The following is an 18,743-nucleotide window of genomic DNA, read 5'->3' on the forward strand; positions in this document are numbered from 1 at the left end:
CGAGCCCCGCCAGATGAGCAGCATGGCCGTCCCGCCTCGCTACGACCAATCGCCGAGACCAAACCGGGCTAAACTACCCCACACGATCATGTGGTACCGCGGGAGGGCGCTGTGGCGAAGAAGGCGGGCGGGTTACCTGAACAGGCTCTGTCTGACCTGAAGGCCACCGTGCAGAAGTACCTGGACTCCATCGATCGAGTTCAGGCGGAATTGCTCAGTCATGATTCATGGCTGGAATCTGCCGCACAGCTCGGCTGCCTGTCGGCCGACATGCGGGACGCTGTCTCGCGAGTGAACCGGGCGCTCGGGATCAGGTCCGGTCAGGACGCCATCTTGCGGTACCTGCGGAACCACGTCGGCACACCTGTGCCGGCTGATGCTCTGGCCGGCGTCGCAGGAATCTCCGAGTGGGCACGGCGAGTCCGCGAGCTCCGGGTCGAGTCCGGTTGGCCGATCGAGTCGGGCACGAACCGCGACGACTTGCCTCACGACCACTACAGACTCGCCGCGGACAAACCTGACACCGACCTCGCGGAGCGCTGGCGAGTCGCCAAGGCCGCACGCAACCTCAAGAAGCCAGGAGGCGGGAAGACGTCCGGGAAGGACAGACTCCTTCACTACCTCAAGGAGATCTCGCCACGCCCCGCCGACAAGGAACAGCTGGGTTATGTCGCGAACATCCAAGAATGGCCTCGCCGGATGCGTGAACTGGAGGAAGAGGGCTGGCAGATCCTCTCGAATATCGATGATCCGAGCCTGCCACCAGGTTCATATCGGCTCCCCACTCTGATCAAGCGTCCGCCTCGTGTACGCCAGGCCATCAAGCTTCGCCACACGATCCTCGAGCGGGACAACAAGACTTGCCAGGACTGCGGCGCCGTACCCGGTCAAGGCGTTGCGCTCCAGGTTCACCATGTCCTGCCCGTGCACCAAGGCGGTGACAATGACGAGAGCAACCTCGTGACCCTCTGCTACAACTGCCATGGAGGAAGGCATGCTCTGATGGGCAGCTCACCGAAGGACGAGCTGCTTCACCCAGACCAGGAGCCGGGTCTCTTGTTGCTGCAGTAGACGGATGGATTTCCCACACCTGGTCCGGCCTCCCACCGCCACGGTTGCACTGACAGAAGAACCTCCGCTACCGGTCGTATCCCACCTCGGCCGGAAGCAGATACTTCGACCTCAGACATGTACTCAACGTGTCGTCCGTGACCCCTGATACTGTCGGTGGCCCCCAGTACCCTGTGTGCTCGTCCACCAGCTGCTGCCTCTGAGACCACCGATCACAGAAACTGTGGCAGCATCGTCCCGAATGACACACCCCTGGAGATCAAGTGCACCCTGTCAAGATTGTTGACTTGTTCGCCGGCCCTGGCGGGCTCGACGTGGCAGCGGAGAAGCTCGGCGTCGCGACGGTGGGTGTGGAATGGGATGCCTCAGCTTGTGAGACGCGCCGGGCCGCAGGCCTGGTCACGGTGGAGGAGGACGTACGTAAGTACGGCCCTTCCGACTTCCCTGACGCAGACGTACTGGCGGGAGGACCACCGTGTCAGACCTTCACCGTCGCTGGCAGCGGGGCCGGCCGCAGGGCACTCGATGAGGTGCTGCGCTTCGTCAAACGTATGGTCGCCCGAGAAGACCGAGATGAGATCGACCAGGACCTGTCCAAGCTGGAGGACGAGCGAACCGGGCTGGTGCTGGAGCCCCTCCGCTGGGCCCTTGAAGCGATCGACGACGAGAACAACACCCCCTATCGGGCGATCATTCTTGAGCAGGTCCCGGCGGTGCTCCCGGTATGGGAGGCTTACGCAGTGGCTCTGCGTGCTGAGGGTTATTCCGCGGAATGCGGCATCCTACGCACAGAGGAATACGGCGTCCCGCAGACCCGCAAAAGGGCAGTGCTCATCGCTCGTAAGGGCATTGAAGAGGTGACCATGCCCGAGCCTACACATCGGCCCTACCGGAAGGGCGTCCCACGCGAGGCCGGAGACCAGGCACGTCGGCCATGGACGAGGATGGCAGACGTGCTTGATCGACAGTCGCCGTTCCGCGTCATCTCGAATTACGGAACCGGCGGTGACCCCAAAGCTCGCGGTCGTCGCGCCTCCTGGGAACCGTCCGCTACGGTAACCGGAAAGATCTCCCGCAACCGTGTCGTCTCACTGGACGGCGCCGAATTGGAACGCTTTTCCCTCGCAGAAGCAGGCTGCCTTCAGACCTTCCCTGTCGACTATCCGTGGTCAGGGCGCGATGTGGGCCAGCAGATCGGAAATGCTGTCCCCCCTCGACTGGCCATGCACGTCCTTTGTGCTGCATTCGGCTGGGGCACTCCAGACGAGGAGCTGTTGAAGAGTCTCAAGACGTGGAGATCCGAAAAGGCTTCAGAGCTGGCAACCGTCGACATCGCGGCTGCGCCCCACGTGGAATATGCCTGATGCTCGCCGGACGTATCATTGACAATCCTCCAGTGCCTTCTCGCTGCACTTCAAGCGGACAACCTGGAACATTTGCGGTCCCACACAGACCGTCCTGCTCGCATGGCATTGACTCTTGTGGGGGAATGCAGAGGGGGCGGTACGGCCGGTAGGAAGCTGCGACTTGCGTGAGTCATAGCAGCAGGCGGTAGCTACCCGGAGCCAGTTGCGGATCCTCATCGGAAGATCGGATATCCCAGCCATCGGCCCTTAGGTCATCGATCGACGATTTCCAGGTGCCGGTCTTGGTGACGTAGTCAAGATCCTCCCGATCAGCAGCCTCAGGGCTGATGGCCTTCAGGTAGGCGAGGATGCGGTCGCGGACCGCGCCACCGTGCCTCCGGATGTCGGCGGCCAGGCGCCATCTCCTTGCCAGATCTTCATCCGGTTCCGGTCGGAGGAGGATGTACTGGTCGGAGCGAAGATCAGGTGACTGGACCCCGCTCTCGATAGGCCAGCCATGCTCCACGCGTAACTCCCGGACTCGCCGCGCCCACTCTGCGATCCCAGCGACGCCGGACAGCTCCGGGCCGGAGACGATCTGGCCTACGTGTCTCAGCAGAAACCGAAGCAGACGCTGCTGCGCTCCGCCCAACCCCAGGAGAACGCCGACTCGCGCCATATGTTCACGGTGAAGGGCCATGCTGAGCCCCACAGCCGCGCTGACGTCCTGCCAGTCGTCCTCCATCACTCTGTCGGCTCTAGCGATCTTGTCCAGATGGTCGACAGCAACCTTCAAGGCATCACGCGCGCTGGCTATTTCAGATCGTAGCTCGTCGTCCGAACGCATGGGCATAGTCTGACACGCACGATATTCTGTACGCCCGCGATATCTGGTTGTGCATTGCGCTTCCAGTGGACTGGACGGCAGTCCTGGGGACCCTATGATGATCTACCGTCCGCACGGCTCAGGCCTCAGCGGCATGGGACTTCACGCGCAAGTACTCCAAATCCGATCCAGACACGTTCATAGAGGGACACAATGGTGAACACGGGACGGGGGTATTGGTGACCGCCGATGGCAGCTGGGGTCAGGAAGACCCGGATCTGGTTCACTGGCTCGAGCAGCACCGCGCGAACACACTCAAAGCATACGAAGCGGATAGGCTCCTTCTCGGCGAGCACGCCAACCAAGAGGACAGCTACAGGACTGGCGGGTACTCGCGGCGACAGATTCTCGAATTAGTCCAAAACGCCGCCGATGCGCAGTACGAAGACCATCGTGGGCGGGTCGAGGTACGCCTGGTCAACGGCACCCTTTACTGCGCGAACGAGGGCAAGGCCTTCTCTCGTGAGGGCCTTGAGGCTATCTGCCACGCTTTCCTCAGCGACAAGCGAGACGAAGCGATCGGCCGGTTCGGCCTCGGCTTCAAGTCCGTCTTGGGCATCACCAGGGCACCAGCCGTATACAGCCGGTCGATCAGCTTCTCCTTCGACGCTGAACGAGCGGCGCATGAATTGCGATCTCTCGATCCCGGTGCCACGCGGTTTCCCGTCCTCCGTATGCCTGCCCACCTCGACGTGATAGGGGAGATCAGCCGCGACGCGGTACTCGCCGAACTGACGGCTTGGGCGACCACAGTCGTCCGTCTGCCTCTGTCGGGAGATGCGGCTCGTTTGGAGAAGGAACTCAAAAAGTTTCCCGTGGAGTTCCTGCTGTTCGTGCCCAGGGTGTCGGTACTGCGGATTGTGGTCGACCACCCTGGATCCGAACGAGTCGAGCTGGAACACGAGTGCGTTGTGCTCTCCGACGGAGTACGCCGGCTGCAGACTCGAGATCGTGAGCCATCCGACTGGCGTGTGTGGCACGCCTTGCACCGTCCCTCGCCTCAGGCCCTCCAAGAGGTCGGGGAGGCGATCAGGCGCACGAGTATCACCGTGACCTGGGCAGCGCCGTTGACTGGCGACGTCTCGGCGCTGGGGCAGTTCTGGGCTTACTACCCGCTGACTGAGACAACCTCGCTGCGGGGGATCCTGAACGCCCCTTGGCAGGTCAACGACGACCGTACGAGCCTCCTCCGCGGACGGTTCAATCAGGAGATTCTCGAGCGGATCGCCGTGCTGGTGGCGGAGGGTCTACCTACCCTCGGTAGTGCGACAGATCCTGCTCGCCACTTCGACTACCTGCCCGCGCGAGGTCGTGAGGCGCCGAATTTCGCCGACCGGTTCCTCGCTGAACGCGTGCCACAGTTGGTCTCGGCAGAAGCCTGCATTCCTGACCGTGACGGGGTGCTCCGCCGCATCGACGCGCTGCGCTTTCCGCATCAAGAGCAGGTACGACTCGATCCCGCCTTGCTCCATGCCTGGTATTCGTCACCCGGGTGCCCTCGCTCGGCGCCCCATGTCCAATGCTTCCGCAATGCGGTTCGACAGGCGCGTCTGCGTAGCCTCATCCGAGCGGACGACGCGCGTGCGACGGATGTTGAACTCGGGGCCGCTGAGTGGCTACAACAGATCATCGGTAACGCGACCGATGAGGAATGCGCGTCTGCACTCCGGGTTGTCGCGGTCACGAAAGATGAGAACACTCGCCGCGACTTTCTCTCCGCCAAGATCCTTCCCGACGACAGCGGTCGCCTGTGGCCGCTGAATGCGACTCGGGACGTCTTCCTCCATGGGAACGTTCTGACCCGGCAGGCCGAAATAGCCCTGGTACGTCAGTCTCTGCTGGCGCACTCCGATGTCGAACGTTTCCTACGCGACCTCGGCTTCAAGGACGTCGACCCCGGTCACGAGCTTGCCAAGCTCACACGTGCGGTCACCAAGAGGTGGACAGGGGTCGAATGGGCCGAGTTCTGGCGGCTGGTCTCCGAGGTACCTAAATCCGTGGCGGAGCAACATCTGGAGGACTATCTCGCCGAGGGGCGCCGGCTCAAGGTCAAGTGCCAAGACGGCTGGTGGCATTACTCCGACGAAGTGGTGATTGCCGGCGAGATCTCGCCGCAAAATCCGGTGATGGTCCTCAACGAGGACTTCCATTACGACCTGCATGCCGACCTGCTGCGACGAATAGGCATCGCTGCCCGCCCTCTGGTCAGCCGTGCTCTGACTCAAGACTCGACGTATTTGGAGTATCTCCGGCTGACCCGGACGGACTATCTGGCGAAGCTACCGGCGCGAGGACGACCATCGGACAAGGAACTCGGATTCCTCGACCACGATCCGGTGGGTCCTCTGCACGTCCTCCGCAGATTCCGTGATTCCAGCGACCTCGATGCATGCGTGGGTTGGACTCATGCACTCCTTCGAATGGATGTCCCCGACACGTGGCTGTTCGGGCACTTCACCCGCAAGTCCCTTCCACAAATCCAGGTGCCTGCCCCCTCTGTGTGGGCAGCCCGCGAATACGGCCTACTGGCCACTTCTTGGGGGCCACGTCCAGCAGTACTGAGCGTGGCCAGGTCGCTCTCGAAGTACGCGCCGCTCCTGCCTGTCGCCGAGTGTCAAGCGGCCGACAAGCTGTCGCTGACCGAGTCTCTTGAGGGAATCGCTCCAGGTATCTGGCGGGAGTTCCTCGATCGTCTGCCTGCTACCGGAGATCCGTGGATGCTCGGCACATTGGTCGCCGAGGCAGCTCGCAGCCTGTCCGAGGATCAGGTTCCCGAGTATGTGCCCGCAGTCAGCGGCTCCTCGGGATGCCGAGTTCTGCGTGAGGAACTCTTGATCGCCAGGACAGAGGAGGAGAAGCGAGTTCTGGCCGAACGTAGGCCTCCCTACCTCGCGGTCTCCGACGAGGCACTTGCCGCACTACTGGTCGACAGGTGGGGATGTGCTCTTGCTTCCTCCCGACTGCGGGTGGAGGTGCTGGCGGAGAGTCCCGCCGAGCCAGTCATCGTGTTGGACCGATACAGAGGCCTCCGTCCGCTGGCGGCCGAGGCTTTCAACCACGTGGAACTCATCGAATGCGGGGAGCTCTTCCGGCAGATCACGGGACCTGACGGTGTGGATCGGGAACCAACGGATCTGTTGCGCGACGGCAACGTGGTCTACCACCGCTCGGACCTGAGGGATGAGGATCTCCTCTTGCGGCTCGCGGAGGAGTTCGACGTCGAACTGACCTCGAGTTCCGTCAGCCGCATCCTCAACGATGCGCAGGACGAGGCGGTCGAGAGAAGCATCGCGCTTTGCCGGGCTGAACGTGACCATGCCAGAAAACTGCTGTTTCTCCTCGACGTGAGCAAGCTCGAAGCAAGGCTTCCGACAGGGCTGCTGGAGACAGTGCGCAAGATCGACGACAACGAGGGGCCTCTACAGGTTGCCCGGTTGTTGCTGGATGTCCACGGTTACGACGTGCTGAGGGAATGCCGTCACGACTTGGAGGCTGCAGGCTTCCCGGTACCCGACCGCTGGGCCGGAAGTCCGCCCGCCGTGGGTTTCGTTCGTAGACTCGGCTTTCCTACCGAGTACGCCGGGGAACGCGGTTCGTACCTCGAACCCGATTTGACCGTGTTCGGTCCACCTCGCCTCGGCCCTCTCCACCCCTATCAGCAGGAACTTGCGGACAGGATTCGACGCCTTGTCACTGAGCGCGAGCGGGGCCTGATGTTCCTGCCGACCGGTGCCGGCAAGACAAGGGTGACTGTCCAGGCACTGGCGACGGCGTTCATCGAGGACGGTTGGGTTGGCCACCTGTTGTGGGTTGCCCAGAGCGAGGAGTTGTGCGAGCAGGCCGTGCAGACGTGGTCTGCCGTCTGGCGTGACATCGGGAACGATCGTGCACTTCGGATCTGTCGACTCTGGGATCGCAACGAGATCGCCGAGGGCGAGAACGAACTCATGGTGGTCGTGGCCACCGATAAGAAACTCGCCTTCTGTCGTGACAATCCGGACTACGCGTGGCTCGCGCGCCCCACTGCGGTCGTGATCGATGAGGCACACGAAGCAACCGGCAAGGACTACACCCAGCTTCTTGCCTGGCTTGGCCTGGACGATCGTCACATGAGCAGGCCGCTGCTCGGGTTGACCGCGACACCGTTCAAGGGGACGAGCGAAGAGAAAACCCGGTGGCTGGCGGGACGGTTCGGCAACAATCTGATCGACGTTCTCGGCGAGGACCCCTACGGAGTGCTGCAGCGCCTGGGAGTCTTGTCTCAAGTCGAGCACCAGATTCTCGATGGTGGAGCCGTGTCGCTCGACGCCGAGGAAGCCGAGATCACCCAACGCACACGACTGTTGCCGTCTCGCGTCCTGGAGCGCCTCGGGCGTGACGAGGCCAGAACGTTGCGGCTGTTGGACCACATCGAGACCCTGCCGTCGGACTGGCCAGTCCTGGTGTTCGCTGCTTCTGTGTTGTCGGCCCAAGTCCTGGCCGCTCTCCTGCGGGTGCGGGGAATCTCCGCGGCTTCGATCAGCGGCTCCACACGCATCCACGAGCGGCGCCGGAACATCGAAGGGTTTCGAAGCAAGAACATCAGGGTTCTTACGAACTGTAACGTCCTGACCCAAGGTTTCGACGTCCCGGGGGTCAGAGCGCTGTACATCGCCCGCCCCACCTTCAGCCCCAACGCGTACATCCAGATGGTCGGACGCGGCTTGCGCGGCCCGGCCAACGGTGGCAAATCTCATTGTCTGGTGGTCAACGTGGCCGATACGTTCGGGCAGTTCGGCGAACGTCTCGCGTACAGAGAATTTGATCACCTTTGGGACCGACAGGGCGGACAGCACACATGAGGATGATCCCGGCCATCGAGAGCTTCGGCCGTGTCGAAAGTGCTGCGGAGCGGCGGGTGGCAGAACTTCTCGCTCAGGTGGACCTGGGCGTGCCTACGGCTTGTCTGTATTCGTTGCGATTGCCGGTCCACGAATACAAGCGGATGTCCGAGGTGGACTTCCTTGTGGTGTGGGACGACACAGTCCTGGTCATCGAAGTCAAAGGTGGGCGCATCCACCGCCAAGATGGGCTCTGGACCTTCACGGATCGCTACGGGCAGGCCCACCAGAAGCGCGAAGGCCCTTTTGAACAGGCAAGCTCCGCCATGTTCGCTCTGGAGCGCCGGCTCAGAGATCGTTTGCCGAATCTCGATGTTGCCTTCGGCTTTATGGTGCTCACTCCGGACCAGGAACTCGCCCAGGATCTGGAGTGGGAACCATCCCAGCACGCCGGCCCTCGTGCCATGAGTGTCCATGGCCTGGAACAGGCGCTGCGGCGTGCCCGCACCTTCTGGCACCAACGCCTTGGCCGTCGAGTACGAGGTGGCGCCTACAGGCAATTGCTGAACGTCCTGCGACCGGACTTCGACCGGGTGCCTACCTTAGCCGCGCGAGTCGTCGGGCTCGAGCAGGAGTACGTCCAGCTGGCCGAACGGCAGTACGACCTGATCATCGGCCTCGAAAGCAGCGACCGGATCGTGTGCAACGGCGGTGCGGGGTCAGGAAAGACTCTGCTTGCTGTCGAAACGGCGCGTCGCGCTGCGGCCTCCGGCTGCAAGGTCATACTGACGTGTCGTTCCGCGCTGCTCGCCGGTGTCCTTGGCGACGCCCTCGCAAACTGCGGCGTCATCTGCGGTTCATTGGCCGAGCTCAACGGGGCACCACCGGCCGACGTCCTGATCGTCGATGAAGCCCAGGACCTCATGGACGTCGACTCCCTGCTGCAGTTGGACGGGCTGGTCCAAGGCGGATGGGCGAACGGTCGCTGGCGAATCTTTTGCGACCCCAACAACCAGGCCAACGTCGATGGCGTGTTCGACCAAGATGCTTTCCGAGAGCTCACAGCCACCGCCGTGTCCATCAACCTGCCGTACAACTGTCGCAACACCGCGCCGGTGGTTCTGCAGACCCAACTTGTCACTGGTGCAGACCTCGGAGTTCCCAGGGCAGGGGCTGGACCTGCTGTCGAATACAAGCGTTACGATGACGACCTGCACGGGGCCCGACTGCTGGACGCGCATCTCAGCAGGCTACGGCAAGAAGAGGTCGACCTGGCCGACGTGGCCGTCATCACCCTTCGAGACCGAGCGCAGGACAGCTCTGCCATTCACTCCAAAGCATTTCGCTCCGGCAGACTCAAGGATCACCCGGATCCGAGAGCACGGCGGCCCGGTACCGCTCAGCTTGTTACGACTGCGCAGATCAAAGGGCTGGAAGCAGCCCACGTCTGCCTGATCGACGTCGAAGACATCAATGACACCATCGGGTCGGCGCGCCTCTATGTGGCCATGACCCGACCACGCATCAGCCTCTGGCTCGCCGTCAGCACTATTGCCTGGCAGCAGATCGAGCAGGGCCACAGCGAAGGGATCACGCAATGAGCCAACGCGATCCGATCGATGTACGCGACGATCTGCTCACCTACCTGCGTAGCCAATACCTGGGCCCGGCCTCCGGGCCAGAAGAGGTCATCCATACCAGGCCAGAGCACACCTACCTTGTTGGCACGCTCTATCCGCAGGGTCTGGCGGCAGAACGGCACTTCGGCGACAGTCTCGGCGCGGATGCTCATGACGAGGAACTGGATGAGCCCATCGAGATGGCCAACAATTGGCACCCGGCTTCGGCAGCCATCTCTTTCCTGCACGATGCCCCACAATTAAACTGCCGGATCACGGCCGGAACCTACGAGAAGGCTCACAGAAAGGAAGCGCACAGCCACCGTGACCACTGGGTAAGACGCGACTGGCGCGACGAGGTGATCCTGCACGCCAATGGTACTCCGGACGAAAACAAGGTCGACCTCTTCGAGGGCCGAGCCAGATTGATCTGCGTCTGGCGCAAAGAAGGCACGGCCTGGCTCGTCACCGTCGCCTTGGAGAATCTTGCCGAGCACGACGAGGCGGAATCCCCTCCACCCACTGAGATGTGCCTTTTCCAGGCGGCCTTTTCCTGCCGCGTCCAGGGTGGCCATATCCTTCCGTACCCCAGCAGTGCGGACTTGTCCGACGATCCCGAGGATCAAGAGCTACGGCTGCTTTACCGGCACCGGCGCGTCTACGGCATCGGGCACGGCTGCTCAGTCGACTGGGTCAAGGATTCGGACGGGGAAATCCGCACCGTGCGGACGGAAATGCTGCCCAGCACTGTCGTACTTGGTGTCGCCCCGCCGGCCGACGGAGGTGATGTGCTCCGACTGGCTCACCTCGCCGACGAGTCGGTGCACGTCGATGTTCTCTGCCGAGAGCTCACAGAATTCGTCAACGAATACGAAACCTGGATTTCGGATCGCGCACAAGAGGCTCGCACTCTCGAGCAGTTCCACCGATCCGCTGCACAGCGGCTCCTCGAACGCATGCGGCGGGCAGTAAAACGGATGCACGAGGGAATCAACCTCCTACGTCGAAACCCTAAGTGCATGCTGGCGTTCCGTCTCGCCAATGCGGCCATGTACGAACAGATCTGCCAGACGCGGCACATGAAGGATCACCCCGGCACATTGGGTGTACCGCTGACCGAGAGGGGCACGCCCAGCGAACCTCGCTGGCGGCACTTCCAACTCGCGTTCCAACTGCTCAGCCTGGCATCGACCGCCGACAGAATGCATCCCGACCGCGGCGTTGTCGATCTCATCTGGTTTCCCACGGGCGGCGGAAAGACTGAGGCCTATCTTGGGCTCGCTGCCTTCGAAATGATCCGCCGGCGGCTCGTGGACGGCCTACGCGGCGGCGGAACCGCGATCCTTACCCGCTATACCCTTCGACTTCTGACCAGTCAGCAGTTTCAGCGTGCGGCCACACTGATCTGTGCCCTCGAACGTCTCAGAGAAAAGCATTCCGATCTGCAGGACTCCCCGCCTTTCACCATCGGTCTGTGGGTCGGCGGCGACACAACCCCGAACACCTACAAGGACGCCCTCGACAGAACCAAGGATCTCTTCCTCGCGCAGAAACCGGAGAACCCTTTTCAGCTTCAGAACTGCCCGTGGTGTGGCACTTTGATCGTCCCGGAGCGACGCCAGCCGAGCGCTCCCGACGGGGGACCCAGCCCTGCATACGGCGTCAGGTCCACGAAGAACACTTTCGAGCTCTTCTGCCCGCATCCGGATTGCGCGTTCCACGATTTTCTACCGGTAAGTGTGGTCGACGACCATATCTTTGCCGAGCCTCCAACACTGGTATTGGCGACTGTGGACAAACTAGCCCGCTTGCCCTGGGTCCAGGAGGCGGGTCGGCTGTTCGGGCGAGGCTCCGTGCCTTATGACGCACCTAGTCTGGTGATCCAGGATGAGCTGCACCTGTTGTCCGGGCCGTTGGGGACAACCGTCGCGCTGTACGAGGCGGCGGTACACTCCTTGTTGGGCTGGGACGGGGGCAATCCCAAAATTGTCGCATCGACAGCCACCATTCGCGCAGCAGACGAGCAGGTGCGCGGTCTCTACGGCACGGCCGTAGAGCTTTTCCCACCCAGCGGACTCGATGCGGACGACAGCTACTTCGCGCGCACCGACCAGACAAGCCCGGGCCGGCTGTATCTCGGCCTGATGCCCCAGGCGTTCACCCAGGCTTCGGCCACGATCCTGAGCAGCGTAGCGATTCTGCAGGCACCTTCCGTGCTGGGGTTGTCAGGCGATGACCGGGATGCCTACTGGACACTGGTCGTGTACCACAACAGTCTTCGGGAGCTGGGACGAACGGTGACTCAGGTCCGCGACGACGTCGATGCCATGCTGCAGGCGCGTAGAACCGATGCCGCAAACTTCCGCGGGCTACGTGGAGACGGGGTCGTAGAACTCACCAGCAACGTCCCTGCAGACCAATTGCCCGAGATCATTAGGCGTCTCGAGCGAAAAGTCGATCAGGGCGATGCCGTCGACGTGTTGGCCACCACCAACATGCTCTCGGTGGGCATAGACATCGGCAGGCTGGGAGTGATGCTCATGAACGGCCAACCGAAGACGACGTCCGAGTACATCCAGGCCACCAGCCGAGTCGGTCGATCCGCGGTGCCTGGTCTGGTGATCACACTGCTTCGGGCCAACAAGCCACGCGACCGCTCCCACTACGAATCCTTCAGCGCCTACCACGAATCCCTATACCGACATGTCGAGCCCACGAGTGTCACACCCTGGTCACTGGCTTCGCGCGAGAGATCACTGCGTGCCGCGTTCGTCCTGCTTGTGCGCCATGGGGTCGGACTTCGCCGAAAGGACCAGGCCGGAGAGTTCCTCATCGAAGATCCGCTCGTGCAACTGGCTCTTGACCGCATGATCCAGGCTGCTCGCCGGGCCGATCCTGATGAGGCCGAGGCAAGCGAGCGAGAACTGCGGCGAATCGCCGGCGAGTGGCACGAACGAGCGCAAGCAATCACCGCGCGCGGAGAAAAGCTGTACTACAGATCCAGGGACCATGCCTCCTTGCTGAAGGATTTTGGGGCAGGCGGCGAGGGCTGGCCGACTGCCCATTCCATGCGATCTGTTGATCGCCAAGTTCGCATCATCGCTGTTGGGGAGGGACCTCGATGAGAACCGTGCGACTGAGCCAGACCATCTCTCCCTTCGGCGTAGGGGCCATCGTGGATGTCATGGGCGAGTCACTCATGGGCGTCGACATCAGCCAATGGCCCTACGAACGAACCGTAAGGGTGGAATCGAAGAGACTCGAAGAACGTCTCGGAGTCCAGGAACTACGCTCGCCGCCGAGTGTCCCGGCAAAGCCGTCGACCAACAGCCCGGGGATCCTGTATCAGCGTTTCCCCCGCTGGCTGTTCTGTCAGGACTGCCGCCGAATGCACCATTACCGCACCCAGCAAGAAACTGGTCAGCCTCCCCAGTGCGGCCAGTGCAGGGGAAAGCTGGTGCCGATGCGATTCATTGCAGTGTGCGCAACGAAAGGCCACGCCCGAGACATACCCTGGGATAAATGGGCGCACTCCGCACCCGAGTCAGAGGCCCAGCGACGTTGCCACGACCACGTGCTCAACTTCGACACAGCTGTCCGCGGCAACGAAGGGCTCTCCGGCCTGGTCGTACGCTGTCTGACCTGCGGTGCCTCCCGAGATCTCGGTGACCTCCCATCCAGAAAGGCGCTCCACCGGATCGGAGTGACCTGCACCGGCGGACAGCCATGGCAGCACAACACACCGCCCTGCGACGACCCGCTCGAAGTTCTGCAACGTGGGGCAACCAACGTCACTCTGGCCGACACGACCACCGCACTTGACATACCCGAGCCATCGGGTGCTGCCCGGGACATCGCTGCAGAGGTGCGCCAACACCGCAACTTTGACGACGTACAAAGTGCACCCTACGGTCCCAGAGCGGCAGTCCTCATCGAGCTCATCGCTGAGGACCTCGGTATAGATGAGAGCCAGGTCCGCCAGGCCTTGGATGGCGACCCGAATGAGGTTCTTCGCGAATCGCGGCGAGGTTTGCTCAGCGATGAGTGGGACGCATTTCTTGAGGCCACTGGGTCGACCGATGGACCTGTCGGAACGCCGGACTTCGTCATCAGCGCGACGCCATTCACGCGCCCAGACCTCGATACCTCGCCGGTGACTGCTCAACTGAGCGAGTACATCGACGCCGTGGTCCTGGCTCACCGACTGCGTGAAATCCGAGTGCTGCACGGGTTCCGCCGCTACACCGGGGACGCCGACCTGGTCGACGTGAATCTGGGAAGAAGAGGACGCGGACGCTGGCTTCCCGCCGTCGAGTCCTTCGGGGAGGGAGTGTTCCTCTCACTTGACCAGGAGCTTCTCAACGAGTGGGAGCAGCAGGAGGAGGTCCAGGCTCGGGTGGCTGTGCTCGAGTCACGACGCCGCCGCAGCATCATGGGCTCCCGCCTCTTCGAGGCGACACCTCGAGCGGTGCTGCTCCACACATTGGCGCACCTCCTGATGCGTCGACTCGCCTTCTCATGCGGATACTCCTCCGCTTCTCTGCGAGAACGTGTCTACGCCGAGACCACACCGCGTGCTGAAGCGGGGTTTCTGGTCTACACCGCCTCTGGCGATGCTGAGGGCACGCTTGGAGGACTGGTTCGCGAAGGGGAGGCGCCCAGGCTCGCCCGTACACTCGTCGCGGCGATAGAGGAGGCCGGATGGTGCTCCTCCGACCCTCTCTGTAGGGAAAGTCGCGGACAAGGAATGAACAGCCTCAATCGTGCCGCCTGTCACGGTTGTTCGCTTGTCGCCGAGACGTCATGCGAGCGGTCCAACGTCCTCTTGGACAGGGTGCTCGTCGTGGGGGACGAGAATACACCGGGCTTCTTTCAGAAGATCCTTGAAGCCATCCGAGCTGAGACCGTATCCCGATCCCGACGCCTTATCAACGAGTAGTCTCCCGACTTTGATGGAGTCTCCACCGAAGCCGGGGCGATTCACGCAGCAGGCCGTTGACGTTCTCGTTGGACCCGCGCTGCCAGGGCTGGCCGGCTGGCAAGGTAGACGGGGATGTTCCTGGTGCGAGTGAACTCGTCGTGCTGGCACATCTCGCTACCCTGATCCCAAGCGATGGACCGGGCGAGCTCGGCGGCCAACTCGGTGAAGGCGCGTATGGGGGCGTCGCGCACGTGTTCGGCGGTGCGGCCGTCTGGCAGGTGTAGCAACGTGACGATGGGGGTAATGCGGTCGGCCAGGGTGCCGATGGCCGAACGGTTGCCCTAGCCGACGATGAGATCACTGTTCCAGTGCCCAGGCAGCTCTGGCGGTCGTCGACTTCAATGAAGCGGGTGGCGCTCTGATCAGAGCGCCGTCTTCGGTGTCGGGCCTAGCGACCGGTGCGCAGTGTGCCGGGCTGTCGTTCTAGACCACCGTGGTGGGTCAGATAGATCGCCTGGTAGATGGTCTCGTGCGCCAGATGGCGCATCCGGATCGCCCGAGAAGGCAGTGCGCAGGGCCTGGCTGACCTGTGCCGGGCTCCAACACTGCTCGAGATGCCGCTGGATGAACTGCTTCAGCTCCGGATCGCGTCGGATCTTGCCTTCTTTGGAATGAGCTCGCCGGACAACAGCCTGCCGCTGAGCTTGAAAAGGGTGGTACTTGCCGGTACGCGGGTCACGGTTGCGACGCACCTCCCGGCTGATCGTGGCCGAATCGCAGTTGACCTCCCTGGCGATCGCACGCAACGAGTTCCCAGCTCGGAACAGGTCGGCGATGACGATGCGCTCCTCTTCCTACAGAAACCGAGGCGAGACGGCGTAAGTCTCCGGCTGCTCGATGACCGGCGGATACAGGCGGCCGAGACCGGCGAAGAGGCAGTCACGCCCGCAGCCCACGGTGTTGGCTTGACGGTTCCCACGAAGACGCTGGGCAGATGATTGCCTGAGGTGCTCCGAACCGAACGCTCTAAACGTGCCGATCTGCAACGAAGTTCACTTCGCCACTTCGGTGATTGGATCACAGAGATATCTGACTACTGCTCTCAGATTGGGAAATATTTCTAGGCGATCCGTCTGGAATGCAGTCCACATCATCCGCCCCGCATCGTCAATTTTGACCCCCATGGCACGAAGTTGCCGAGTTAAGATCTGCATGAAGTCACGCCCATGAAGCACATATAGATCATCTAACGGAGCCAGCGACTCCTTAACACTGGTGAGTTCCTCTTTAATATCCGGAAGTTGCCGTAAGCTGATCCGAGCACCTTGCATCAATATGCGCAGAATACCATCGACATCAGCAGAAACTACTCCTCGAGGGTCGCAAGTAATATGCCTCAGCCACTTATATTGCCCTACGGGCAGCCCAAGATTCTCGCTCTCGGATAAGAATCTTATCGCAGATAGCTCGCGAACCACTCCAGCTATCGAATGAAAGAGGGAGTCGGCGCGCACGTTTTCTATAGCACAACCAAGGCGCAAAGTCCGATCAAGACAGTCCTCCGAGAGCACATACGATTCAAGACTACGCCAGTCCGTCAGATGGATTTTAGAGGGATAGTAGCGCTTTGACTGCAACAGATACTCAGAGTCTGCGTCTATCATACCTCGAATAGCAACATTCTCGTTCTCGACGATCGTCATGAATCTGATAATGCGTTCTCTATTGCCTCCTCTATCCACATCTGGGATATCAACGAAGTCTATGGTGCGGATGGACGAGTGCTCGTATTTTCCGCTGGAGACAAGCCATTCAAGAAAGAGCTTATCCTTTACGCCTTCAACATAGAGTTCTCGCCTCCTCTTGTCCATACGATGAGCAGCCACTACCGATTGAGGACTCCGACGCATCCCCACAGCCTAGAAGCCTTTCGCTGAGAGCTCGATCATGTTTTCGGGATAGTCGCCCGCGATGTCCGGTGAATGAGTAGCAACAATTAGCTGGAGCGCTGCTCTGGATGCACATCTAAGCAGATTCCTTACCAGCATGCGTTGCCATCCGATGTGCATTGAGAGTTCTGGTTCATCTATTGCGATAACGGTGCCTCGTCGACGAGTAGTGAGTGCCGAAACCATGAGATATAGAAGCTGATACTCGCCCGAGCTTAGCTGTGTTTCACGGAGGCGAACGCCTGTACTATCTCTGATAGTCAGACCATTTCTCACGTCAACTGTGATTTCTTTATCGGTCAGGAATTCGCGCATGACCTCTTCAAAGGTCACCAGGCGCTCCGCCACAAGATGCCGTGTATTCGCACGTGAAGCAAGAAATTCGGCATATGTGTTCACAGCCACAAGTACATGCTCATCCGACTTTTCTCCGCGAACTTCATTCAGTGCATTGGTGAGCTCGCGATAGTCCCAGGAATCGGTTGGTAGCCCAAACCTTCTATGCAATTTCTCTAGCTCGACGATATGCGCAAGTTCCCTAGCGACTTCCTCTCGCGACGGTATAGCATCATGAATATCTCGAAGATTCTGGATGATCTTCGCAAAAATGTCCGGCTCTCCGGTCGCGAAGAATGGTCGATAGTCTACCAGGGCTTCCTGTATAAAGGACCTCACTCTGCGGCTGAGCAGATCAGAGATACGTTCTCTTTCTCGATACCTTTCCCTCTCCATCTCTCTTAGGTAACTGACTTGGCGAGAAAAACGATAATCTTCGTCCGGGATGGAGAAGTCAGGGTCAGATACAAGGAAACGTGTACGATCAGCAGGTAGAAATGTTAGAGAGATGCCCTCTGTAGCGTCGAGAAACTTCTTTCTGAGAAGCCCGATTTTTTCACGCTGATCTGATGATATCGCTTCCTCGTTCTCAGGGACATCGACCGCAGTGCCCGAGAATGAAACTCTGAGCATCCGGCTCGGCAGTTTCTGGATTTGCAGTCGCCGCTTATTATCGAAGCGGAGTGTGCACTTGTCGAATGGTATATGACCAAAGAAATCTAGCTTGAACCTCATCATGCAGGTGAGCATCCGCAGCACGGTAGTCTTTCCCATGCCGTTTTCACCATGAAGGATTGTTATCGATGGTCTCGAATCGTCCTCAAATGATGCGGGAAAAGCGAACTTGTGATTGTATTTCCCAAAAAGCCCCTGAACCATGAACTCGACAAGCTGCATTGAAGACCCCACCTAGAGCAACCTTCCAGTGTGGCGATCGTACGCGCATAGGCATGGATACGGGAGAGGATGACCCACTTCATGTTGATTCATACCGTAACAACTTCACAACGAGCATGAGCAGCGTAACTGGACTTAGGCAAGACAGCGGTGCAACGTTCTGTTTGCCGCTGACGCTATCAGTGGCCATCACGGTGAGTCCTCATCTGTAGCGTAAGGTAATTACTCACGAGTGCTTGAGGCCCGTGGCGAACTAGGTTCAATCGCAATATTTTCGGTCGGCCGATTTTATGGAGTGCTCAGGACAAAATGGCGGCTGCCCATGTGGAAGAACGGCGAAGACCAGCAGGGACAGTTAGCGGGACCGTATCTGTCCGTGCAGGTCAGGAGGGCTCAAGGCGGCTTCAGTAGGCTCTATGTGACATATCACGACACTGTTGACCTACTGGACATATGCGCACACTCGGGAGGACCTCCACGCGGTTGCCTGTCCACTTGGGAATCTGCACTCCGTCGAGGAGCCGCATGTCCGGCCTGGTTCGCCTTGCCGCTGAGCAAGTCTCTTCACCCCTGCTATGCAAAACAATCGGTCCGCTTTCAGCGCGCGGGCCTGGCGGGCCGCGGCTTCGGACTGGCTACCACCGGATGAGCGATTGATCTCGCGTGGGCTGGGACATGCACGGGATGATCTTGTGCCACACAGGTGACGTGTGGGCCATTTGCCCAGCTCAAGCTGCCTGAATATGCGAAGAGACCTCCGCTCTCCTGGTCCGAAAATCAGACATTCGCCAGGCAGGCGGCAGCGAACCTCACGTGTTGATTCAGAGCGGAGTGGTGCGGGCCGCGACGTTCAGGTAGTTAGTTCGAGAGTGACGCGGTAGCCGAGGGCTTCGAGGGC

Annotated in this window: 9 protein-coding genes and 1 pseudogene; 6 read left to right on the top strand and 4 right to left on the bottom strand. The window is 60.8% G+C overall.

Annotated features, from left to right (window positions below; all coding sequences use genetic code 11):
- The first annotated feature begins 111 nt into the window (after positions 1 to 111).
- Both ABN273_RS56195 and ABN273_RS56200 read left to right on the top strand, forming a co-directional pair.
- The gene (locus tag ABN273_RS56195) at positions 112 to 1,071 is read left to right on the top strand and encodes an HNH endonuclease (protein WP_349457985.1); all 960 of its coding nucleotides are present in this window, start codon (positions 112 to 114) and stop codon (positions 1,069 to 1,071) included.
- 263 nt (positions 1,072 to 1,334) lie between these two features.
- Positions 1,335 to 2,435, top strand: a complete 1,101-nt coding sequence (locus tag ABN273_RS56200; protein WP_349457986.1) for a DNA cytosine methyltransferase — start codon at positions 1,335 to 1,337, stop codon at positions 2,433 to 2,435.
- Positions 2,436 to 2,607: 172 nt separating this feature from the next.
- On the opposite strand, the gene ABN273_RS56205 is transcribed toward ABN273_RS56200, so the two are convergent.
- Complete coding sequence (locus tag ABN273_RS56205; protein ID WP_349457987.1) at positions 2,608 to 3,264, bottom strand: KpnI family restriction enzyme N-terminal domain-containing protein; 657 nt, start codon at positions 3,262 to 3,264, stop codon at positions 2,608 to 2,610.
- A 218-nt stretch (positions 3,265 to 3,482) separates the two neighbouring features.
- Here ABN273_RS56205 and ABN273_RS56210 point away from each other — a divergent pair, with 218 nt between their 5' ends.
- From ABN273_RS56210 to drmB, 4 genes are read left to right on the top strand one after another with little or no spacing between them, the layout of a single operon-like run.
- Positions 3,483 to 8,144, top strand: coding sequence for a sacsin N-terminal ATP-binding-like domain-containing protein (locus tag ABN273_RS56210; protein ID WP_349457988.1), 4,662 nt, complete (start codon positions 3,483 to 3,485; stop codon positions 8,142 to 8,144).
- 2 nt (positions 8,145 to 8,146) lie between these two features.
- Positions 8,147 to 9,724: a nuclease-related domain-containing DEAD/DEAH box helicase gene (locus tag ABN273_RS56215; protein ID WP_349457989.1), complete on the top strand. Its 1,578-nt coding sequence runs from the start codon at positions 8,147 to 8,149 to the stop codon at positions 9,722 to 9,724.
- Complete coding sequence (locus ABN273_RS56220) at positions 9,721 to 12,867, top strand: helicase-related protein (protein ID WP_349457990.1); 3,147 nt, start codon at positions 9,721 to 9,723, stop codon at positions 12,865 to 12,867. The genes ABN273_RS56215 and ABN273_RS56220 overlap by 4 nt, the downstream gene beginning before the upstream one ends.
- Entirely contained in the window at positions 12,864 to 14,681 is a 1,818-nt protein-coding gene (drmB, locus tag ABN273_RS56225; RefSeq protein ID WP_349457991.1) for a DrmB family protein, read from the top strand. Before ABN273_RS56220 ends, drmB begins: the two co-directional genes overlap by 4 nt.
- Before the next feature lie 40 nt (positions 14,682 to 14,721).
- On the opposite strand, the pseudogene ABN273_RS60120 reads toward drmB, so the two are convergent.
- The 3 genes and pseudogenes from ABN273_RS60120 to ABN273_RS56240 form a co-directional block, all read right to left on the bottom strand.
- A pseudogene (locus ABN273_RS60120) lies at positions 14,722 to 15,592 on the bottom strand (IS30 family transposase); the annotation flags it as partial.
- Positions 15,593 to 15,715: 123 nt separating this feature from the next.
- Complete coding sequence (locus tag ABN273_RS56235) at positions 15,716 to 16,366, bottom strand: hypothetical protein (RefSeq protein WP_349457993.1); 651 nt, start codon at positions 16,364 to 16,366, stop codon at positions 15,716 to 15,718.
- A 216-nt stretch (positions 16,367 to 16,582) separates the two neighbouring features.
- Positions 16,583 to 17,845: an AAA family ATPase gene (locus ABN273_RS56240; protein ID WP_349457994.1), complete on the bottom strand. Its 1,263-nt coding sequence runs from the start codon at positions 17,843 to 17,845 to the stop codon at positions 16,583 to 16,585.
- Positions 17,846 to 18,743: the final 898 nt, after the last annotated feature.

Origin of the sequence: Nonomuraea sp. B19D2 (genome assembly GCF_040137845.1) — a bacterium.
In the GTDB taxonomy this organism is placed as follows: domain Bacteria; phylum Actinomycetota; class Actinomycetes; order Streptosporangiales; family Streptosporangiaceae; genus Nonomuraea.